Origin of the sequence: Candidatus Arthromitus sp. SFB-mouse-NL (genome assembly GCF_000709435.1) — a bacterium.
In the GTDB taxonomy this organism is placed as follows: domain Bacteria; phylum Bacillota; class Clostridia; order Clostridiales; family Clostridiaceae; genus Dwaynesavagella.
Genome location: NZ_CP008713.1, coordinates 336149 through 355229, shown reverse-complemented (window position 1 = coordinate 355229; position 19081 = coordinate 336149). Strand labels below are relative to the sequence as shown.

General features: G+C 25.9%; 21 protein-coding genes. 3 read left to right on the top strand and 18 right to left on the bottom strand.

Features of this window, described 5'->3' with window-relative positions; genetic code table 11:
- Positions 1 to 9: 9 nt before the first annotated feature.
- From SFBMNL_RS01680 to SFBMNL_RS01650, 7 genes are all read right to left on the bottom strand, one after another.
- Positions 10 to 324, bottom strand: a complete 315-nt coding sequence (locus tag SFBMNL_RS01680) for a V-type ATP synthase subunit F (RefSeq protein ID WP_005807075.1) — start codon at positions 322 to 324, stop codon at positions 10 to 12.
- The gene (locus tag SFBMNL_RS01675) at positions 317 to 1318 is read right to left on the bottom strand and encodes a V-type ATP synthase subunit C (RefSeq protein WP_042294232.1); all 1002 of its coding nucleotides are present in this window, start codon (positions 1316 to 1318) and stop codon (positions 317 to 319) included. Before SFBMNL_RS01675 ends, SFBMNL_RS01680 begins: the two co-directional genes overlap by 8 nt.
- Before the next feature lie 11 nt (positions 1319 to 1329).
- Positions 1330 to 1908 (bottom strand): V-type ATP synthase subunit E, encoded by a 579-nt coding sequence (locus tag SFBMNL_RS01670; protein ID WP_005807079.1) that lies wholly within the window; start codon positions 1906 to 1908, stop codon positions 1330 to 1332.
- Between the two features lie 19 nt (positions 1909 to 1927).
- Positions 1928 to 2416 (bottom strand): V-type ATP synthase subunit K, encoded by a 489-nt coding sequence (locus tag SFBMNL_RS01665; RefSeq protein WP_005807081.1) that lies wholly within the window; start codon positions 2414 to 2416, stop codon positions 1928 to 1930.
- 30 nt (positions 2417 to 2446) lie between these two features.
- Positions 2447 to 4429, bottom strand: a complete 1983-nt coding sequence (locus SFBMNL_RS01660; RefSeq protein WP_005807082.1) for a V-type ATP synthase subunit I — start codon at positions 4427 to 4429, stop codon at positions 2447 to 2449.
- A complete protein-coding gene (locus tag SFBMNL_RS01655; protein WP_005807084.1) occupies positions 4420 to 4734 on the bottom strand; it encodes a hypothetical protein in 315 nt (104 codons plus the stop codon). Before SFBMNL_RS01655 ends, SFBMNL_RS01660 begins: the two co-directional genes overlap by 10 nt.
- A 252-nt stretch (positions 4735 to 4986) precedes the next feature.
- Positions 4987 to 5691, bottom strand: coding sequence for a zinc dependent phospholipase C family protein (locus SFBMNL_RS01650; RefSeq protein WP_007440689.1), 705 nt, complete (start codon positions 5689 to 5691; stop codon positions 4987 to 4989).
- Between the two features lie 323 nt (positions 5692 to 6014).
- On the opposite strand from SFBMNL_RS01650, the gene spoVB reads away from it, so the two are divergent.
- Complete coding sequence (spoVB, locus tag SFBMNL_RS01645; protein WP_005807090.1) at positions 6015 to 7529, top strand: stage V sporulation protein B; 1515 nt, start codon at positions 6015 to 6017, stop codon at positions 7527 to 7529.
- A 17-nt stretch (positions 7530 to 7546) separates the two neighbouring features.
- Here spoVB and SFBMNL_RS01640 read toward each other — a convergent pair whose 3' ends face one another.
- The 4 genes from SFBMNL_RS01640 to SFBMNL_RS08365 all read right to left on the bottom strand — a co-directional run bounded on the left by SFBMNL_RS01640 (position 7547) and on the right by SFBMNL_RS08365 (position 11671).
- Complete coding sequence (locus SFBMNL_RS01640; RefSeq protein WP_042294228.1) at positions 7547 to 9181, bottom strand: putative polysaccharide biosynthesis protein; 1635 nt, start codon at positions 9179 to 9181, stop codon at positions 7547 to 7549.
- A gap of 12 nt (positions 9182 to 9193) precedes the next feature.
- Positions 9194 to 10183: a pseudouridine synthase gene (locus SFBMNL_RS01635; RefSeq protein ID WP_042294226.1), complete on the bottom strand. Its 990-nt coding sequence runs from the start codon at positions 10181 to 10183 to the stop codon at positions 9194 to 9196.
- 8 nt (positions 10184 to 10191) lie between these two features.
- Complete coding sequence (locus tag SFBMNL_RS01630) at positions 10192 to 11382, bottom strand: M20 metallopeptidase family protein (RefSeq protein ID WP_005807096.1); 1191 nt, start codon at positions 11380 to 11382, stop codon at positions 10192 to 10194.
- A gap of 124 nt (positions 11383 to 11506) precedes the next feature.
- A complete protein-coding gene (locus SFBMNL_RS08365; protein ID WP_005807098.1) occupies positions 11507 to 11671 on the bottom strand; it encodes a hypothetical protein in 165 nt (54 codons plus the stop codon).
- Between the two features lie 133 nt (positions 11672 to 11804).
- Here SFBMNL_RS08365 and SFBMNL_RS01625 point away from each other — a divergent pair, with 133 nt between their 5' ends.
- Both SFBMNL_RS01625 and SFBMNL_RS01620 read left to right on the top strand, forming a co-directional pair.
- The gene (locus SFBMNL_RS01625; protein ID WP_042294224.1) at positions 11805 to 12716 is read left to right on the top strand and encodes a DUF5685 family protein; all 912 of its coding nucleotides are present in this window, start codon (positions 11805 to 11807) and stop codon (positions 12714 to 12716) included.
- The gene (locus SFBMNL_RS01620) at positions 12709 to 13287 is read left to right on the top strand and encodes a tetratricopeptide repeat protein (RefSeq protein ID WP_005807101.1); all 579 of its coding nucleotides are present in this window, start codon (positions 12709 to 12711) and stop codon (positions 13285 to 13287) included. The genes SFBMNL_RS01625 and SFBMNL_RS01620 overlap by 8 nt, the downstream gene beginning before the upstream one ends.
- Before the next feature lie 265 nt (positions 13288 to 13552).
- Here SFBMNL_RS01620 and SFBMNL_RS08360 read toward each other — a convergent pair whose 3' ends face one another.
- From SFBMNL_RS08360 to tig, 7 genes are all read right to left on the bottom strand, one after another.
- Complete coding sequence (locus SFBMNL_RS08360; RefSeq protein WP_173362941.1) at positions 13553 to 13774, bottom strand: hypothetical protein; 222 nt, start codon at positions 13772 to 13774, stop codon at positions 13553 to 13555.
- A 294-nt stretch (positions 13775 to 14068) separates the two neighbouring features.
- Positions 14069 to 14494, bottom strand: a complete 426-nt coding sequence (locus SFBMNL_RS01610; RefSeq protein WP_007440721.1) for a hypothetical protein — start codon at positions 14492 to 14494, stop codon at positions 14069 to 14071.
- Positions 14495 to 14595: 101 nt separating this feature from the next.
- On the bottom strand, positions 14596 to 15123 hold the full coding sequence (locus tag SFBMNL_RS01605; RefSeq protein WP_042294223.1) for a hypothetical protein: 528 nt from the start codon (positions 15121 to 15123) through the stop codon (positions 14596 to 14598).
- Between the two features lie 107 nt (positions 15124 to 15230).
- Positions 15231 to 15797 (bottom strand): ribosome biogenesis GTP-binding protein YihA/YsxC, encoded by a 567-nt coding sequence (yihA, locus tag SFBMNL_RS01600; RefSeq protein WP_007440720.1) that lies wholly within the window; start codon positions 15795 to 15797, stop codon positions 15231 to 15233.
- Positions 15798 to 15826: 29 nt separating this feature from the next.
- Positions 15827 to 17086, bottom strand: coding sequence for an ATP-dependent Clp protease ATP-binding subunit ClpX (clpX, locus tag SFBMNL_RS01595; protein WP_005807114.1), 1260 nt, complete (start codon positions 17084 to 17086; stop codon positions 15827 to 15829).
- 31 nt (positions 17087 to 17117) lie between these two features.
- Positions 17118 to 17702 carry an ATP-dependent Clp endopeptidase proteolytic subunit ClpP gene (gene clpP / locus SFBMNL_RS01590; RefSeq protein ID WP_005807117.1) on the bottom strand — a complete coding sequence of 195 codons (585 nt, stop codon included), beginning with the start codon at positions 17700 to 17702 and terminating at the stop codon, positions 17118 to 17120.
- 24 nt (positions 17703 to 17726) lie between these two features.
- Positions 17727 to 19028, bottom strand: coding sequence for a trigger factor (tig, locus tag SFBMNL_RS01585; protein WP_042294222.1), 1302 nt, complete (start codon positions 19026 to 19028; stop codon positions 17727 to 17729).
- Between the last annotated feature and the right edge of the window lie 53 nt (positions 19029 to 19081).

The following is a 19081-nucleotide window of genomic DNA, read 5'->3' as shown; positions in this document are numbered from 1 at the left end:
ATCTCCTTTCTATAAAATATTTATACCAATAGCTTTCTCAACGTTATCATTTAATCTAGAAATACCAATTCCTAAACTTCCTTGACTACCTGGTATTAGAACTATAACCGGAAGATAATGTTTCTGGTATCTATCTATTACATCCAATACACCTCTAGCTATATTTTCAGTAATAAATATAACTCCATAATTCATAGATATTAATTTTTTTATGATCTGAATACATCCATCTGTATCTCTTTCATTACAAAAAAAAGTCTCAACACCCAAAGCCTTAAAAGAAAATACAGAATCTTTATCACCTATAATCCCAATACTATACATAATTTACTACTAACCTCCCCCTTATAACTTCTGAAGGAATGTTATTAATTTTACTCATTATAATAAGTCTAAGATTCCTTACTTCCATCTCCTTAGCATTGATATATCCTACAATAGGAGATAGTCCAGATGTAAATATCTTACCTTTTTTTAGGAAATTCATTAAATAATTATCTAGTTCTATATCTAACAAACTAACCTCATCGTTATCAATAAATTTCTCAATTCCACTTTTGATATATTTGTATATATAAATACTCGAAAATTTTATCAATAAATTATCATTAATTTCTATAAATAAAGATTTTATTCTTTCCAAATCTATATTTCCTGAAACACAAATTACTCTATCTAATATTTTTTTATCTAATCCAAGTTTTTTAATCCTAAATAACGCTTTAACATTAAATATATCAATTAACTTATCTATATAACTAATTATAAAACTATCTCCAATTTCACGCGATTTTTTTTTCAAATCTTCAAACATAAATTTATCCAACATAATATCTATCTCACTAAGATCTTTATTATCATTAAAATTATTCATTAATAATTTGATAATACTACTAATTCTTTCCTCTAAATATTTATAATTTTCATTATATACAGCTTCATATATACCTAAATTATTAATAACATTAAACTCGAACGTTAAATTAGATGAATCAATATCTAATAACTTACTTTTTAACATTATTTTTAAATTGTTATATAAATATTTTAATGTGAAAATATTTATTAAATTATTATTTTTAAGTACACTATTCATATCAGTAAATAAACTATCTAATTCAGTAGTAAGTACCTTTTCATAATTAAAAGGAGTAATATCTCCATCTACATTTCTACTATAAGTAGTTTCTGATAAAAATCTTAATAATTCATCTATATTATTAGATGATAACATCCTATCCATTATTGAATTATCTATTAAATTTTTTTCATAAACTCTGATCTTAGGTATAACATCTAAATACGAGTATTTATCCATAATATACCTCCTCAATCAAATAAAATTTTAGATACTTCAAATTCAATTTCTTCTCTAATAAATTCCATTATAATTTCAAAAGAATAATTTATAAGAGCACCATCTTTTTCTAGAATAAAACCACCTTTCAAAATATCAGATGGTTTTATTTTTGTTATTGTAAACTTATAACTACTAAAGTTTATTAAATCTTCAAAGTCATAACTACTATAATTTTTAGGAATTATTAGTACATATTCACCCTCTAAATCTAAATTATTTAATGTATAACTTATATAATTTTTTAATTCGATTTTATCTAACTTTATCAATCTTTCTAAAGATTCCATAAATAAATCATCTAAAATTTGCTTCTTAAAATTTAATCTACTTTTTCTAATATTAGATTCAGATTTAAAAATTATTTTATTTTTTAATTGTTCCCCATCACTATGAGCCTTAAAAATTATCTGTTCCCTAATCTTATTTGCCTCAATGATCTTATTATCTATTATTTTATTTGCTTCATCATTAGCCCTATTTACTATTTCATTTTTTTTAATTTCAGCATCATCTATAATTCTGTTAATTAAATTTTTATAATTTGACATGCTTTAAATCACTCCAAATCTATTTAAAAAATAAAACCATAAATAATGAAGCAACAAAACCTAAAACAGCATAAGTTTCAACTAATGTAGCATATATTACACCCTTAGTTGTATGCTTTGGATTTTTAGCTAATATCTGTACTGCAGCTGCACAAACCTTCCCTTGTGCTATTCCAGAAAATAACCCTGTTAATCCCATAGGTAATCCAGCCATAAAAAACTGAAATCCTTGCGCAACCTGTGGAAATTGAGCATTAAAAACACCTGAATTAAGAAAAATTAATAATGCGATAACAAATCCAAATAAGCCTTGTGTTCCTGGTAATGCCGTTAATAATATCGTTTGGCCAAACTTCTCTGGTTCTTCAGATAATAATCCGGCTGAAGCTTGACCTGCAATAGATACTCCCTTAGCTGACCCAGTCCCTGATAACCCAACACATAAAGCTGCTCCTAACAAAGCTAATATTAAACCACCATATTGTACTAAAAAATCTGAAAATGTCATATTATTTTTCCTCCTATTTTAAAACAATTATTATTTTTTAATTCTTATATACTCATCTGTATACTTAAATGGCATAAACTTTCTTCCGCCACCTGAATAAAATTTCCCAAAAAATTCTAGGTATTGCAATCTAGACGAATGTACATAAGTACCTAACGCATTTATACCCAAATTAAATAAATGTAACGGTATTAACATAAGTGGAGTTATTATTATATTAAATGGAAACGGAATCAAGCCACCCATTATATTAAAAGCATTTGCAATAAATCCAGAAGCTAATCCTAATGCTAATAACCTGGAATATGAAATTATATCTCCTAGATATGAGCTTATTCCATAAACTCCATAAACTCCTCCACCTATCTTCCCTACCAAACTTTCCGCATCTCTTCCTTGGGTAAATAACAAAATTAATATCCCTAAACCAATAATAATACCTGGTATTTGAGGTGCAATAAACGTTATAACATTTTGTAATGCAATTATCAAAACACCTACTAAAATCATTAACCATGGTAAAACATCATATAAAATATCTATAATTTTCCCATTTTTAAAATAAACTATAGCCTTCATAATTAAACCTAAAACTAAATGTACAAACCCAAATGCAATAGCAATCAAAAATATTGTCATTATATCGTTATTTACATCAAGCACTACTGGTACATTTATTCCAAAATATCTTTCTAATAGATCACCAAAATATGCTCCATACAATACACCCCATATAGTAGTAGATATACCAGAAAATATAAATAATCTATAACTATTTTTCTTCTCTCTAGTTTTAGACTTTATATATAAAAATATTGATATCAACACCATTAAAATTCCATATCCTGCATCTGCAAGCATCATGCCAAAAAACACTATAAAAAACACAGATATTACAGGAGAAGGATCGATTTCACTATATATGGGATAGCTATACATCTCTACAACTCCTTCAAAAGGTGCTGCTACATAACCATTACTTAACTTTACTGGTACATCCAATATATCTTCATCATTTATATCCTCAATATGCAAATAAAAATCAAGTTCCTTAATATCTAATAAACATTTCTCTAAATTTACCACATTATCACTTTCTACATACCCTTGTGAAATTATAACAGAATCACTTCTCACAAATTTTTGTAACAAATGTGCTTTTTCCTTATTTGAATTAAAATATTCATAAGCATATTGCAAATCTAGATAATTACTTGAATACTTCTCTATACTTTTTTTCAATCTATCTTTCTCTATTGATATATTTTTCTTACTCTCTTCAAGGTTACGTAAACATTCATTAATACTAGTATTATAATGAAATGTCTGAAAGTTAAATCCTCTATTCTTTAAAAATTCCAATACTTCATCCTTAAAATCATTGTGAATTACAATCAAAAAATATGAATCCTTTTGGGTAGAATGAACTAAGTCAATAAATGAATATTTAAAATCTTGTTCAAATTTATTTATTATTTCATTTTCGAATTGTTTAGAAATATTACCTAAAAAACATGTAGAATATTTTAAATTATTATAATCTTTAATATTGCCCCTTATATTTCTCCAATATTTAATTGTATCTATTTCGGACATGCACTTTAAATACTCAGAATCTAGTTCGACTATTCTACTATTTATTTCCTGTAAATTATTGTACACTCTTTCCCAATTATTATTTTCCATATGTTCTACAAGTTTGGGATATTCTATCTCTAATTTATCATCTGTTAATACCTTTAACATAGATTTTTTATTCGCATAAGGTTTTAAAACATCTAAGCAATACTTCAATTTATTCAAGTTTTGCTCAAAAGCTATATTCTGATTATCCAACTCTAAATGTCTTAATTTACCTAATATATCTGATAATTTCTTATCTTCTTTACCATCAATACATTTATCAAAATTATTAAATTCCAATCCTCCAAATGCTTGTAATTCATTTAAAATTCTTTCTTTATCACTCTCTAAGAAATATAAAGAAAATTTCTTCATTTTAACTATTGCCATAAATTAATAATCTCCTGCATTATCTTATTTATAGCTAATTCTCTTTTATCATTAGAAATACTGGATACTTCAAATGTATGATGCTTACTATCTAAATTTGTAACTGCATTTTTCCCTTGATTTTCATAATCTTGTAATATTTTTTTATACTCTATATTAGCTAAATCAATTATAGTATTATACTCATTGTTAGCTCTAATCAAAGCATCGTTAAGTATTTTCTTACTATCATCTCTAGATTTATCTAAAATCAAAGTTGCCTGTTCCTCAGCACGCTGTATTTCCTGTATAACATTAATATCCATAAAATTATCACCCCAATTTTATAAATTAATATCGTGATAGAAATAAAAATATACAATAATTTAAGCTAATATTCCTAATTTTTTATATTCATTTTCATATATTTTTACCCAAAAATTAAATAAATAATCTAGTAAATTTAAGTAACTAAATACTATAATACAACACTCAAAATAAAAATACAAATCCAATACAACAATTATTATGTACCACAAAACAAAAGATATCCCAATAAATGTTAGGATATCTCTTTTTTAAATCACATTATTTATTTTCTCATATATATCAATTAAAAATCCGGCCGTAGTTTCATGTGCTCTCCTCAAAATTTCACAAGCTATATTCATATACCGTATCTCTCTATCACTTATATTTTTATTAATCATACTAACATTTTGAGAAAATACTATGTTTTTAACAATATAATCATCAATTCTATTAAATCTGACAACACCTGATTCTATATTAAATTTATCTTCATCATATATCTTAGATATTATCCAAAGTTCAAATGTCCTATGTTCCTTAAATAAATCTCCACTTCCATGTTGAGGAACCGTTGAGTCCTGTATAAGGTGTAAACATACCCCTACATAAAACATGCATTTTTCAATTTTATTTTTATCCAAATAATACATTGCTGTTCTATAATACTTTTTAAATTCATTTAAAAGATCAGAAAATCCATATAATCCTCTTAACGTATCTATATTATAAAAATGGTTACTACTTTTGTAATCCTGATCCGCCCAAACAACACCATCATTTATAAAATTCATATATTTTTTCATAAAAATACTAATATTATATAAACTTTCATTATTCAATATTTGTATAGAATTATTATTTATAAATTTATGTGTAATGCAATGAGTCTTCATTAACACCTTTTTTATAGGATTTGTAATACCCATTATTTTTTTAACTGCTCTTCCATACGTTAACTCAACTCTACCCATACGACTTTCCCCTCTCACTCTATTGGAATTTAATCCTAATATATATAAACTCGACTTTATTTACTAAATTAACTTAATATACAAAATAACAATCTAATAATAATTATCAAAATTATATCAAATAACTTAACATATCTCCATAACTTATTTAAAAATATATATTTACATAATGTAATATCACAAATATATTATTTAACACTTTCTTCCTAATATGTATTACGGATTATTTAACAAAAACATTATCCCTAAATTTAATTAAGAATAAATTTTTTTTTCTATAATACCTTTTTAATATAATATTCTGTAAAAAGGAGGTATAATTTTTGGAAAATAGAAATTTCTATAAAAAATCTTTTATTTTGAGCTCTTCAAATATATTAACAGGTATATTAGGTTTTATATTCTCAATTATTCTTTCAAAAGAACTTGGTGCTGAAGCCTTAGGATTATATGGTCTTCTTATGCCCATATACAATCTTTTCATATGTCTAATGTGTGGTGGTATATTAGCTGCTATATCAAGGCTAACTTCTATATATTTTGATAATAAGTACTTTAATAAAGTTAATATAACAATAAAAACATCAATGATATTTACTTTGATATGGTCACTAATAATTGCAATAATCGTATATACTCTTGCCCCTATTATTGCCAAATTTATAATAAAAGATATAAGAATAATTACTTCTATTAAAATAATTTGCCCTGCTATGATATTTATTTCTATATCAAATATACTTAAGGGATACTTCTACGGTACATCCCAAATAAATATACCATCTATAATCGATATATTAGAAAAATCTATACGTATAATAGTATTGATAATAGTCATTAAATCATTTAATTTAAAAACTGTAGAAGCTACAGTAACTGCAGCATATGTATCGATCTGTATAGGCGAATTTCTAAGCTATGTTTTTTTATACTCTTATTATAGGAAAATTAAAAATAAATATAATAATAATCTACCTATATCCACTACAAAAAGAAGATTATTAAAAGATATGTTAAAAATAGCATTTCCATTATGTATAAATGGTTTAATTACAACACTATTAAGTACATTAACAACACTTATAATCCCCAGAAGACTTATTAAATCTGGTCTTAATTATACACAAGCCTTATCCGTAATAGGTAAATTCAATGGTATGGCTCTAAATATTGTACTATTTCCACTTATAATAATAAGTTCGATCTCTACTTTATTAATTCCAGATTTATCAAAGTCCATAAGCAAAAATGAAATTAAGTCTGCTGAAAAGAGAATACGAGAAGTAATAAAAATATCATTTATACTCGGGCTTGCAACTATGGTTATATGTTTTGTAATACCAGATGAATTATCATATATGTTCTATAAGAGAACTGATTTAGGATCATATATTTGGTTTGCAAGTATCGTAACTCCAGTATTTTTCATTTCAATAACTACATACAGTATTTTAAACGGACTAGGCAAACAAAATAAAATATTATTAAATTCTCTAATATGTTCAATAATAGAAATTTTAATCATATATATATTAGCTGGTTTTACAAAAATAAATATATTTAGCTACGCTATAGCAATAATAGTAGATTCATGTTTATCCATAATTTTAAATGTTAAAGAAATTAAAAAGAACATTAAAATTAAACTAGAAATAACAAAATATATCATTTATATACTTTTAGGTATATTGATGATATTAGTACTATATTTAATAAAATCTTATATACCACCTAAGTTTGATATTATACAAAACTTATTAATAATTTTCTGTGGCTTCGGTGCTTTTGGAATAACTCTCGTCCGTGATATAAGACAACGCCCATTTAATATTAAATAAAAATAATGAGTAAATTCCTAATTAAAGAATTTACTCATTATTTTTTTAGGTATAATTCTAATAATAGACGAAGGTATAAATTCCAAATCTTCCTTATTAAAATATCTCAAAACAACTATAAATACAAAATATACTATACATCCAAATATCACTACTAAACCAAAAGTTAAATATTTAATTATAATAGAATTATTATTCATAAATAAAAATGAATTAAATTTATAAAATATTATTATAAAAATACCCATCACAATAGAAGAAATGAATGGCTTTATACTATTTATTAAACCCATACCCTTAAATCCTATATATTTTTTAATCAATATACCATTTATAATCATAGGTACTAAAAATCCAACTATACTCCCTATAATAGCCCCATTTATATTTATACTCGGTATGCCAACTAAAAAATAATTGCTCAATAATTTTAATAAGACACCAATAAATAAACTTGTAAATACCGAATAAAATTTGTTCAATCCTTGAAGTATAGTAGTTTGAATTTGCACAATAGACATAAATACTACAAGACTAGATCCATAAAGCATTAAGGTATATCCACTACTATACTCTGCAGAAAATAAAATAAGATATATCGGTCTACTTAACAAAGCTAATCCAACACACGAAGGTATTGATATTGATAAACTTGTCTTTAATGCAAATCTTATTTTTTTAAATAAATTATTTCTATCCTTAAGTACGACAGATTTAACCAAACTAGGTATAACTGCTGCAGATAAAGCCGCAATAATAGCAAGTGGTACATATATAAGAGTTTTATATTTCCCAAGTAACCCATATAAAATATCCCCTGTTGAGTAATCAAAACCAGCAAACATAAGTCTATTTTTAACAAGAGCTAAATCTATAACAGCCCCCACATACTGTATTCCAGATGTCAATATTACAGGTATACCATATTTAAAAAATGTAAATATTATATCTTTTGTAGAATCGCTTTCTCTCCTCTCAAGTTCACAATTTAAATATGGCACCGATATGTTCAAATTATACAATATTCTTTGTTTCCTCATAGTCATACATAAAAATATAATAGCTATAATCGCACCAACTGTAGTACCAACTGTACCTCCTGCAGCTCCTAATTCTAAACTATTATTTACCAGCATCGACGCACAAAATATACTTATAAAAATATTACATATTTGTTCAAGCACTTGAGATAATGCTATGGGTGTCATATTTGATATACCTTGAAATAATCCCCTATACCCTGCTAATATAGATGTGAAAAATATAGTTGGAGATAGAAATAAAATTCCTAAATATGCTCTTTCACTACCAATCAATGAAGAAATTGGTTTGGCAATTAAAAATAAAACAATGGAACCTACAAAACCTATAATAAATAGGATCCTATTCCCAATCTGAAATGCTTTTAAAATGTTTTGCGATTCATTAATAGCAACAAATTCAGCAACTTGCTTAGCTATAGCGATTTGCATACCAGAATTTGTTATAACATATATTAGACTGAATATATCATAAGAAGCTAAATAAATCCCATATCCTTCATCTCCCAATATTCTTATAATTATTGGAACATATAAAAGGGACATAATTTTTACAAGAATACTTGCAAAAGATAAAGATATAAAACTCCTACCAGTAGATTGTTCTTTCATTGTGCTATCCCTCTAAATTGTAATTTTAAATTCCTGTTTTATAATCCTTTTAAATTGTGACGGCAGCGGTGCCACTATCACCTTACTATTTAAATAATTTATGCTCATATTTTCATCTATTCCATTAAAGGACAATTTATATGCAAATAACAACTGATTTTGTACTCCATATTTGTTGAAAAAATAGTTCTTTAATCCTTTATTGCCATATTTTATATCTCCAACTATTGGATTATTTAAAAATTGAAGGTGGCTTCTTATCTGGTGACTTCTTCCAGTTATTAAATTTATCTCTAACAAACTAACTACACCATTTGTATCAATAACCCTAACTTCCATTTGTATTTCCTTGGATTCCGGTATTTTATACTTATATACTATTGATTTATTCAATTTACTATCCTTTTTTATGTATGCAGTATAAATCCCATCTTTTATTTTACCTTCAACAAGAACTCTATAATACTTAGAGATTATTCTAGCCTTAATAAGTTCACATAACTCTCTTGTAGCTAAATTATTTTTTCCAAATATAACTAATCCATAAGTATTTCTATCCAATCTGTTTACAGGTGATGGATTAAAAATCAAATTATTATTTAAATTAATATCTTTTTTCTTAGACAAATACATCCTAACATCTTTACTTAAATCTTTTGTATCACGGTTACCATCTGAATGAACTAGAGTATCAATATCCTTCACTACAACCAATATATTTGAATCTTCATAACATATCTTTGGTTTATTATATTCTACATATTCTTCAGTATCTATACCTTGACTATCATTACCTAACTTATAATAATATCCAAATATTCTCAAAATATCATTTTCTTGTATCTTATAATTTATCTTTTGTTTCTTACCGTTAACTCGTATATTCCCCTTTCTTATATCCCTGAATATTAAATTTAATTCAACATTTTTAAATAATTTCCTTAAAAACTTATCTAATCTTTGGTTCTTCTCATTACCACCAATTCTAATCTCCTGTTTCATTATTTCTCCTAATCTAAATTATTTAAATAACTAAACGCTATCGCACTTTGGAGTGCAACTCCGAGCACAAGACCTTCTTCATCTAAATCAAACAATCCTCCATGAGCTGGATGAATAATACCTTTTGATATATTTCTTGTACCTAAAAAATAAAAAAGTGAGGGCACTTCTTGAGAGAAATATGCAAAACTTTCAACTCCCATAGATGGATTTATATCCATAATTACATTTTCATCACCTATTACCTTTTTAAATACTCTTTCTCCCAAAAATACCATTTTATCATCATTATACAAACATGGGTATCCATCTACTATTTCAACCTCAACATTAACCCTCATAGACACAGCAATACCATTACATATCTCCCTCAATCTCTTTATCACCATTGCTCTATCTTCTTTGGTTAAAGTTCTAATAACTCCTTCAAGTTTAACTTCCTCAGGAATAATATTAGGTGCCGTCCCACCAATAAATTTCCCTATAGTTAAAACAGATGGATTGTGTGGACTAATTTCTCTACTTATAATAGTTTGAAGAGATGTAACAATGTTACATGCAGCAACTATAGGATCAATACAATCTTCTGGATGTGCTCCATGTCCACCTTTCCCTTTAATAATTATCTCAAATGGATTAGAAGCAGCATTAACAACTCCATATTTCATTCCAATGCATCCTGAGTCTATAAGCTCAGAAACATGTAATCCCACTATAGCATCAACTTTAGGGTTATCTAAAACACCATCTCTAATCATAAATTTAGCTCCACCTACAGTTTCTTCAGCAGGCTCAAAAATAAGTTTTACACTACCTTTAAACTTATCTTTATGATTATTAAGTATTCTAGCTACACCCATTAAAATTGAAATATGACCGTCATGTCCACAGGCATGCATCTTACCCGATATCTTTGATGAATATTCTACATTTTTTAAATCGTCAATTGGAAGTGCATCCAAATCAGATCTAAGTGCAATTGTTTTTCCTTTCTCTTTCCCGTTTATAATAGCCACAATCCCTGTTCCTGATAAAACTTTATTTTCAATTCCCAAATGATTCAAATAATTTAATATTGTTCTACACGTTTCAAACTCTTCGAATCCCATCTCAGGATGCTTATGAAAATGCCTTCTATGATTTATAATCTCATTTCTTAAGTTTATAGCCTCTTTCAAAAAATCTATATTATTCAACAAAATAACCAACTCCAAAATAAATCTATAAATAAATATTACAATACTAAAATGATTTTATCTATAAAAAATCTAAGTATTTTAAAATCAAAAATACTTAGATTCTATGTAAATAATTTGATTTTTACTAATTATTTATAGCTTGTTGATCTGAATCTCTATAACTTTTCCCATTAAATACCTGTGCAAAAGGACAATCTTCAGCTGGATTTTCTTTATTCACATTATAATAAACACATTCTTTAAAGCATTCTACAATTTCAACCGAAGTTGACAAAAAATAACATTCCATATACCATCACCTCCGAATAAATTATCTAATCTAATAAATTTAATATTTATTTTTATTACACAATTTTTATTTAATAATTACTTTTTTATGTTATACTCTTAAGATAAAAAATGTTAGGAAAGGTTAATGTAAAATGTTTGGATATATATATCCATTTAAAATGGATTTAAAATTAAAACACTATAACACATTTAAAAGCTATTATTGTAGCCTATGTCACACAATTAAAAAAAATTATGGAAATATCCCAAGGATAAGCCTTAATTTCGATATAACTTTTATGGCTATATTCCTTGATAGTTTCTCAATTAAAAAACCAGTTATAGAAAAAAAGGTATGCTTGATTCATCCAATTGAAAAAAAATATATAATGAAAAATATATCTAGCATAGAATACTCAAGTCACATAAATATAATTTTAACACATAATAAAATTGTTGACGATATTAATGATGAAAATAATTTACTTTCAAAAATACTTCTCCCAATTTCCAATAAATATATGCAAAATTTACCAAACTATCTTAATAATATTAAACATAAAATAAATAATCATCTGAAAAATTTAAAAGAACTTGAAAATAAAAATAAAATTTTATCAATAGACGAATATGCACATCCATTTAGCAATCTAATGAAAGAAATATTCAATTTTTATTGTAAATTTAATGATTTCGACAATAAAACCCTAGTACATATAAATAGACTATCTTACAGTCTAGGTAAATGGATATATATAATAGATTCACTAAATGATATAGAAAAAGATCTCAAAACTAGCTCCTTTAATCCCATAATTCATATACATAATATTACAAAAGAAAAAATAAACATAGAAAAATTTAAAAAGTCAATACAAGATAAATATTATTCACTCTTAACTCATGTTAACTACAATTGTCTTGAAAATTTTAAGTATTTGAAATTAAATAAAAACTATGATTTAATTGAAAATATACTACAATTAGGAATGCCTTTTAAAACAGATAAAATCATAAATAACTTTAATTGCAATAATAAAAAGGAAGTGTCTATGAATGTATAAAAAATATTTTGAAATATTAAAATTGCATGAAAATGCATCATTAGATCAAGTAAAATCCTCCTATAAAAACTTAATTAATATATATAATGAACAACTTATTAACAACAGCTCAAACTATGAAGAAATAAATAAAAAAATCTCAGAGTTAAACAGTGCCTACGATTATTTAATGAATAATTTATTTATTAATCCTAATAATCAAAGAATATCACTATCACAAATTAGAGAATTGATAAATTTAAACAAACTAGATGAAGCAAAAAATAAACTTTGGAAAATTGAAGATAGAAATGCAGAATGGAATTATTTAATGGGTCAGATATACTACAAAGAAGGCTGGTATGATAAGAGTAGAAATCACTTTGAAATCGCATATAATTTAGAGCCCAATAACTTCGAATATAGCAATGCTTACAACTCATTTGAAAACATAAACAATCAATTTAGAAAAACCTATTCAAAAAGAGTTACTACAAATCATGGATATGGATGCTGCGATACTTGTTGTACATTATGGTGTATAGATTCATGTTGCGAATGTTGTGGCTGTGATTTTATAACTTGCTGTTAATGAAAAATACACATAAATTAACAAAATCCTCAATAATGACATCTCTTACAGTAATGCTTTTTATATTATGTAGGTTAATATCAACTGCAGATTTAAGCTTATTAACTTTATCCTCATTATTAATTTGCATATCGATAATAAAATTTGGAAGTAAGCATTCATTGTTAATAATGGTATCATCTATAATATCCTCTTTAATATTAGGTATAATTGAATATAGTATTATATATTTTATCTTTTTCGGTTCATATCCCTTAATAAAGTTTTACATAGAAAGATTAAATAATATAAAGCTTGAACTTACACTTAAAATACTATATTTTAACGTAATATTTTTACCCATATTTTTTATGTATTCTAAATTATTTTTTCCTATAAAAATAACACCTTTTATTATGCTAACAGGAATACTCATATTTTCTACTATATTTATAATATACGATTTATTTTTAACAAGAATAATAACATTAATATATTCAAATAACACTATAAGAAAACTGTAGAATGTGATAAATATTTAAACATATACATCCCAAACAAAATCATCATATTCAATAAAGTATAATATATAATATAAATTTCTAATTTTTTAAAATTTATATATCTCTAAATCCTTTACTTTATTCCACCATGATAATAAATATAAAAATCTCTACAAAAAATATAAGACCATCAACAAAAGATGGTCTTATTAAAGGGGGATTAGTGGAGAAAAATATCATCTCCATTTACATTTATATTATTTCAATTTTCAATAAAATTATACATATCTTAAAATAATTTACATACAACCTTTCTCAGAATTTATTTCTTCCATATAAAAATCTATAAATCTATCTATTATATTACCAAATTCAATTCCCAATAAAGGTTTTAAAGAATTTAAAAAGTTAATAATTATTTCATTTTTATTATGAATTTCATCAAATATATTATTCGTTTTATTCTCAACATTAAAATTATTATTAATATCAAAACCATTAGATAATAAAGAAAAAATGTTATTCAAATTATTAATATCTACATTATTAAGTACATCCATAATATTATTCAAATTATTATAAATATCATTAAAATTATTAAATTGAAATTTAGTATTTAAATATGGATTAAAATTATTACCTACATAATTACTATCTATAAGTCTATTATTATAATAATTATTTTCATATTCTGCTCTATCATAGGACTTTTTGCGTTTTGACATATAAATACACCCCTATATATATATTTAGGAGGGCAAAAGGCCCTCCTAATATTTCAATCTATAAAAATTGAACATATATTTTTATAATTATTTCTTAATAATTATATTTCAGTTGAACAACTTCCACATGGTCTATTATGATGTGGTGGATTACATACATTCATACATCTATTATTATTTCTACTACATAAAAGCAAAAATAATAGAATAGTAGATAAATCAAATGAACACCTATTACCATTTATAGAACCCATATTTGCAGTTATTGGTAATTGTTGCGGATAAGGGTAGTAAGGTTGAGCTACCTGATAAGTTGAAACAGGAACTTCCATATATGCTTGTCTAACTTTTTTAGTTTTATATTTTAATCCATTATTAAAACAAGGTACAGAAGTAGGGGTTACATATTGTTGTGTTTGACATTGATTTGGATAACAAACCATATTGCCTAAATTACAGCTTGATGTCTGACCCAAACCAGATAAAAAAAGTAATGGTAATAAACCAGAAAATCCATTATGATGATTTCCAATGTTTGATGAACAGCATCCACAATTATCGTGAATATGATTTCTATGGCCTACTTCACAATTATTGCCAACTTGATTCATAAAATTCATAAAATCCATTATTAATCTCCTCTTAATTTTATAATTTATATAATAATTTTATGTATAAAAATAAAATATGCTACAATAAAAAAAGTATATTATCTAAAAATAATATACTTTTTAATCTATGAAAATATAAAATTTACCAATTCATCTCTATTATAATTTTTCAAAGAGGAGTAAAATAATATATTAGACTTACTAAACTGTCTCTTAAAAATATGCTCATTTTTTTTAATCTGAGAATAGCTTAATTTATCAGATTTAGTGGCTATAATATCTATCTTATAATTCAAACTATTAATCCAATTATACATCGTTACATCACTTTCAAACGGATCATGCCTCGAATCTATTAAAAGTATAACCCTATCTATATACACTCTATTATTAAAATATGATTCTGCTATATACTTCCACGAATCCCTTTCACTTTTAGAAACCTTAGCGTAACCGTATCCAGGTAAATCTACTAAATAGAATGAATTATTTATCAAAAAAAAATTTAAAGTCCTTGTTTTACCTGGAGTAGAACTAACCTTTGCTATCCTTTTACGTTGTAATAACGAATTTATTAAACTAGACTTACCTACATTAGACCTTCCTACAATAGCTATTTCCTTTAATCCATCATTAGGAAAATCTTTACAACTTACTGCTGATTTTATAAATTTACTATCATATATAAACATTCTAAATCCTACTTAACATTTTTATTTAACTAAGCACTTTCTATGTCATTATTACCTTTTCCATCTTTTTTATAAAAAATATCTATTTTTTTATCATCTACACTCCTTTCAGTTACTACAACTTTATCTATATTTTTATCTGAAGGTATATTATACATAACATCAATTAGCAAATCTTCAACTATAGTTCTAAGACCTCTAGCTCCAGTATTCCTACTAATAGCTTTCCTCGATATACATTCGAGCGCTTTCTCTTCAAACTCTAATTCAACCTCATCATATTCAAATAATTTCTTATATTGCTTTACTATAGCATTTTTAGGTTCTTTTAATATTCTAACTAATGCATCCACAGTTAATGCATTTAATGAAACAAGTATAGGTAAACGCCCTATAAACTCAGGTATTAATCCAAACTTCAATAAATCTTCTGGTAATATATTAGCAAATATTTTATCTAATTCCTTATTCTCCTTAGAACTTATATCCGCTCCAAATCCCATAGCTCTAACATTAATTCTTTGCTCTATAATCCTTTCCATACCATCAAAAGCACCACCACAAATAAATAATATATTAGAAGTATTTATTTGTATAAATTCCTGATGCGGATGCTTTCTCCCACCCTGTGGTGGTACAGATGCTACCGTACCTTCCAATATCTTAAGTAGTGCCTGTTGAACACCTTCGCCAGATACATCCCTAGTTATAGAAGGATTTTCAGACTTTCTAGCAATTTTATCTATTTCATCTATATATATTATGCCTTTTTCAGCACGCTCTATATCATAATCCGCATTCTGTATCAATTTCAACAATATATTTTCTACATCTTCTCCAACATATCCAGCTTCAGTTAACGTCGTAGCATCAGCTATAGCAAATGGTACATTCAAAAATTTTGCCAAAGTTTGGGCTATTAAAGTCTTTCCAGAACCAGTTGGTCCTAGTAATAATATATTACTTTTTTGTATCTCAACGCTATTATCTTTTATAAGTGAATTAATTCTCTTATAATGATTATATATAGCTACTGACACTGATCTCTTTGCTTTATCCTGACCTATAATATATTGATCTAAATAATCCTTTATCTCCATAGGTTTAGGTACCTTAGATACCTCAACCTTTTGTTCATCTACACAATCATCTGTTATTATTTCTGAACATAAATTTATACATTCATCACATATATATACCCCAGGACCAGCAATTAACCTCCTCACTTGCTCCTGATTTTTACCACAGAAAGAACATTTTAATTGCTTGCTTTCATCTAATTTCGCCATAACTACACCCCGCAAATAGACTCAATAAATATTATTTCTTCTTACTTATAACATTATCTATTAATCCATATTCCTTAGCTTCATAAGAACTCAAAAAATGATCCCTCTCAACATCTAACTCTATTTGGGATAGTGATTTACCTGTATTTTCACTCAATATTTTATTTAAATCATTCTTCATTCTTAATATTCTTCTTGCATGTATATCTATGTCTGTTGCTTGACCTCTAAACCCACCTAATGGTTGATGTATCATTATCTCACTATTTGGTAATGCAAATCTCTTACCCTTAGCTCCAGAAGATAATAAAAATGCTCCCATAGATGCAGCCATACCTATACAAATTGTGGATACATCTGGCTTTATATATTGCATAGTATCATATATAGCCATACCTGCTGTTATAGACCCTCCAGGGCTATTTATATATAAATGTATATCCTTATCTGTATCTTCACTTTCTAAAAATAATAATTGAGCAACTACTAAACTCGCGGTAACATCATTTACCTCATCTCCTAAAAAGATTATACGTTCTTTTAATAACCTTGAATATATATCGTAAGAGCGTTCACCCTTACTTGTCTGCTCAACAACTATAGGTACTAAAGCCATAAGTCTCCTCCTTTAAAATACACTCTATTTAATACCTCTTTTTTTATTTTGATTTACTAAAAATTCTACAGTCTTTGACATAACTATATCTCTCTTTAAAGAATCCTTATATGATGATAAAAGACTCTCTTTAATAGAACTAATTTTTTCCTCATCATGAGAGTACATCTTAGCTAATTCTAATGCCTTGACATCAAGCTCATCCCCATTTACTGATATATTTTCTTTTTTAGATATCTCTTCTATAACCAAATTAGATAAAACTTGTTTAACTGCCCTATCTCTAAAATTATTTCTTATATCATCCAAACCTATACCATAATATTGACAATATTGTTCTAAAGTTGTGCCTTGGTACTTTACTTTATTCTCAAAATCATGTATAAGTCTATCAATTTCACTTTGTATCATTGGTTCAGGAATATCAACTTGGGAATTACTACACACTTTCTCTATAACAGAATTCTCAAACTCATATTTTTGCTTCGTATCATTATCTTTAATTTTCTTCTCTCTTATGCTATTTTTCAATTCATCTAAAGTACTAAATTCAGAATAAGTTTTTGCAAAATTATCATCCAATTCTTCTAATTCTTTAACTTTTATTTCATTTATATTAACTTCAAATTTAGCCTCTTTACCTTTTAATTTATCAACACCATAGTCAATTGGAAACACAACATTTACATCTACCTTATCACCCTTAGATTTACCAATAAGCTGATCTTCAAAATTATCTATAAAACTATTTGACCCTATCACCAAATTATAATCCTTAGCTGCTCCACCATCAAACGGTTCATTATCTATAAATCCCTTAAAATCTATTACAACTATATCACCATTCTCTATAGTCCCATCTTTTAAAATTAAGCGTGCATTTTTTTCTCTTAAATTTTGCAATTCTTGTTCAATATCATTATCATTTACTTCATACCTAACTTCCTCTACATCTAAATACTTATACTCTCCAAGTACTACATTCGGTTTAACATATACAGTTGCTTTATATTCAAAGTCTTCTCCCCCTTTACAATTTATAATATCTATACTAGGATAATCTACAACTTCAACCTTATGATCTTCAACAGCATTTTTATAAGTTCTCTCTATCAAAATATTTGCAGCATCATTATAAAGCGCCTCGACTCCAATCATTTTCCTGAATATTTCAAACGGAATTTTACCTTTTCTAAATCCTGGTATATTATATTTAGAAACATTTTTCTTAAAAGACATCTGTATAGCATCAGAAAATTCTTTCTTATCTATCTTAATAATAAATTCTACCCTACTATTTTCAAGATTATTTAACTGAACGTTCATTACAAAACTCCTCCCGATTAACCAATACTTCTGAAAAATATATAAACCAATAA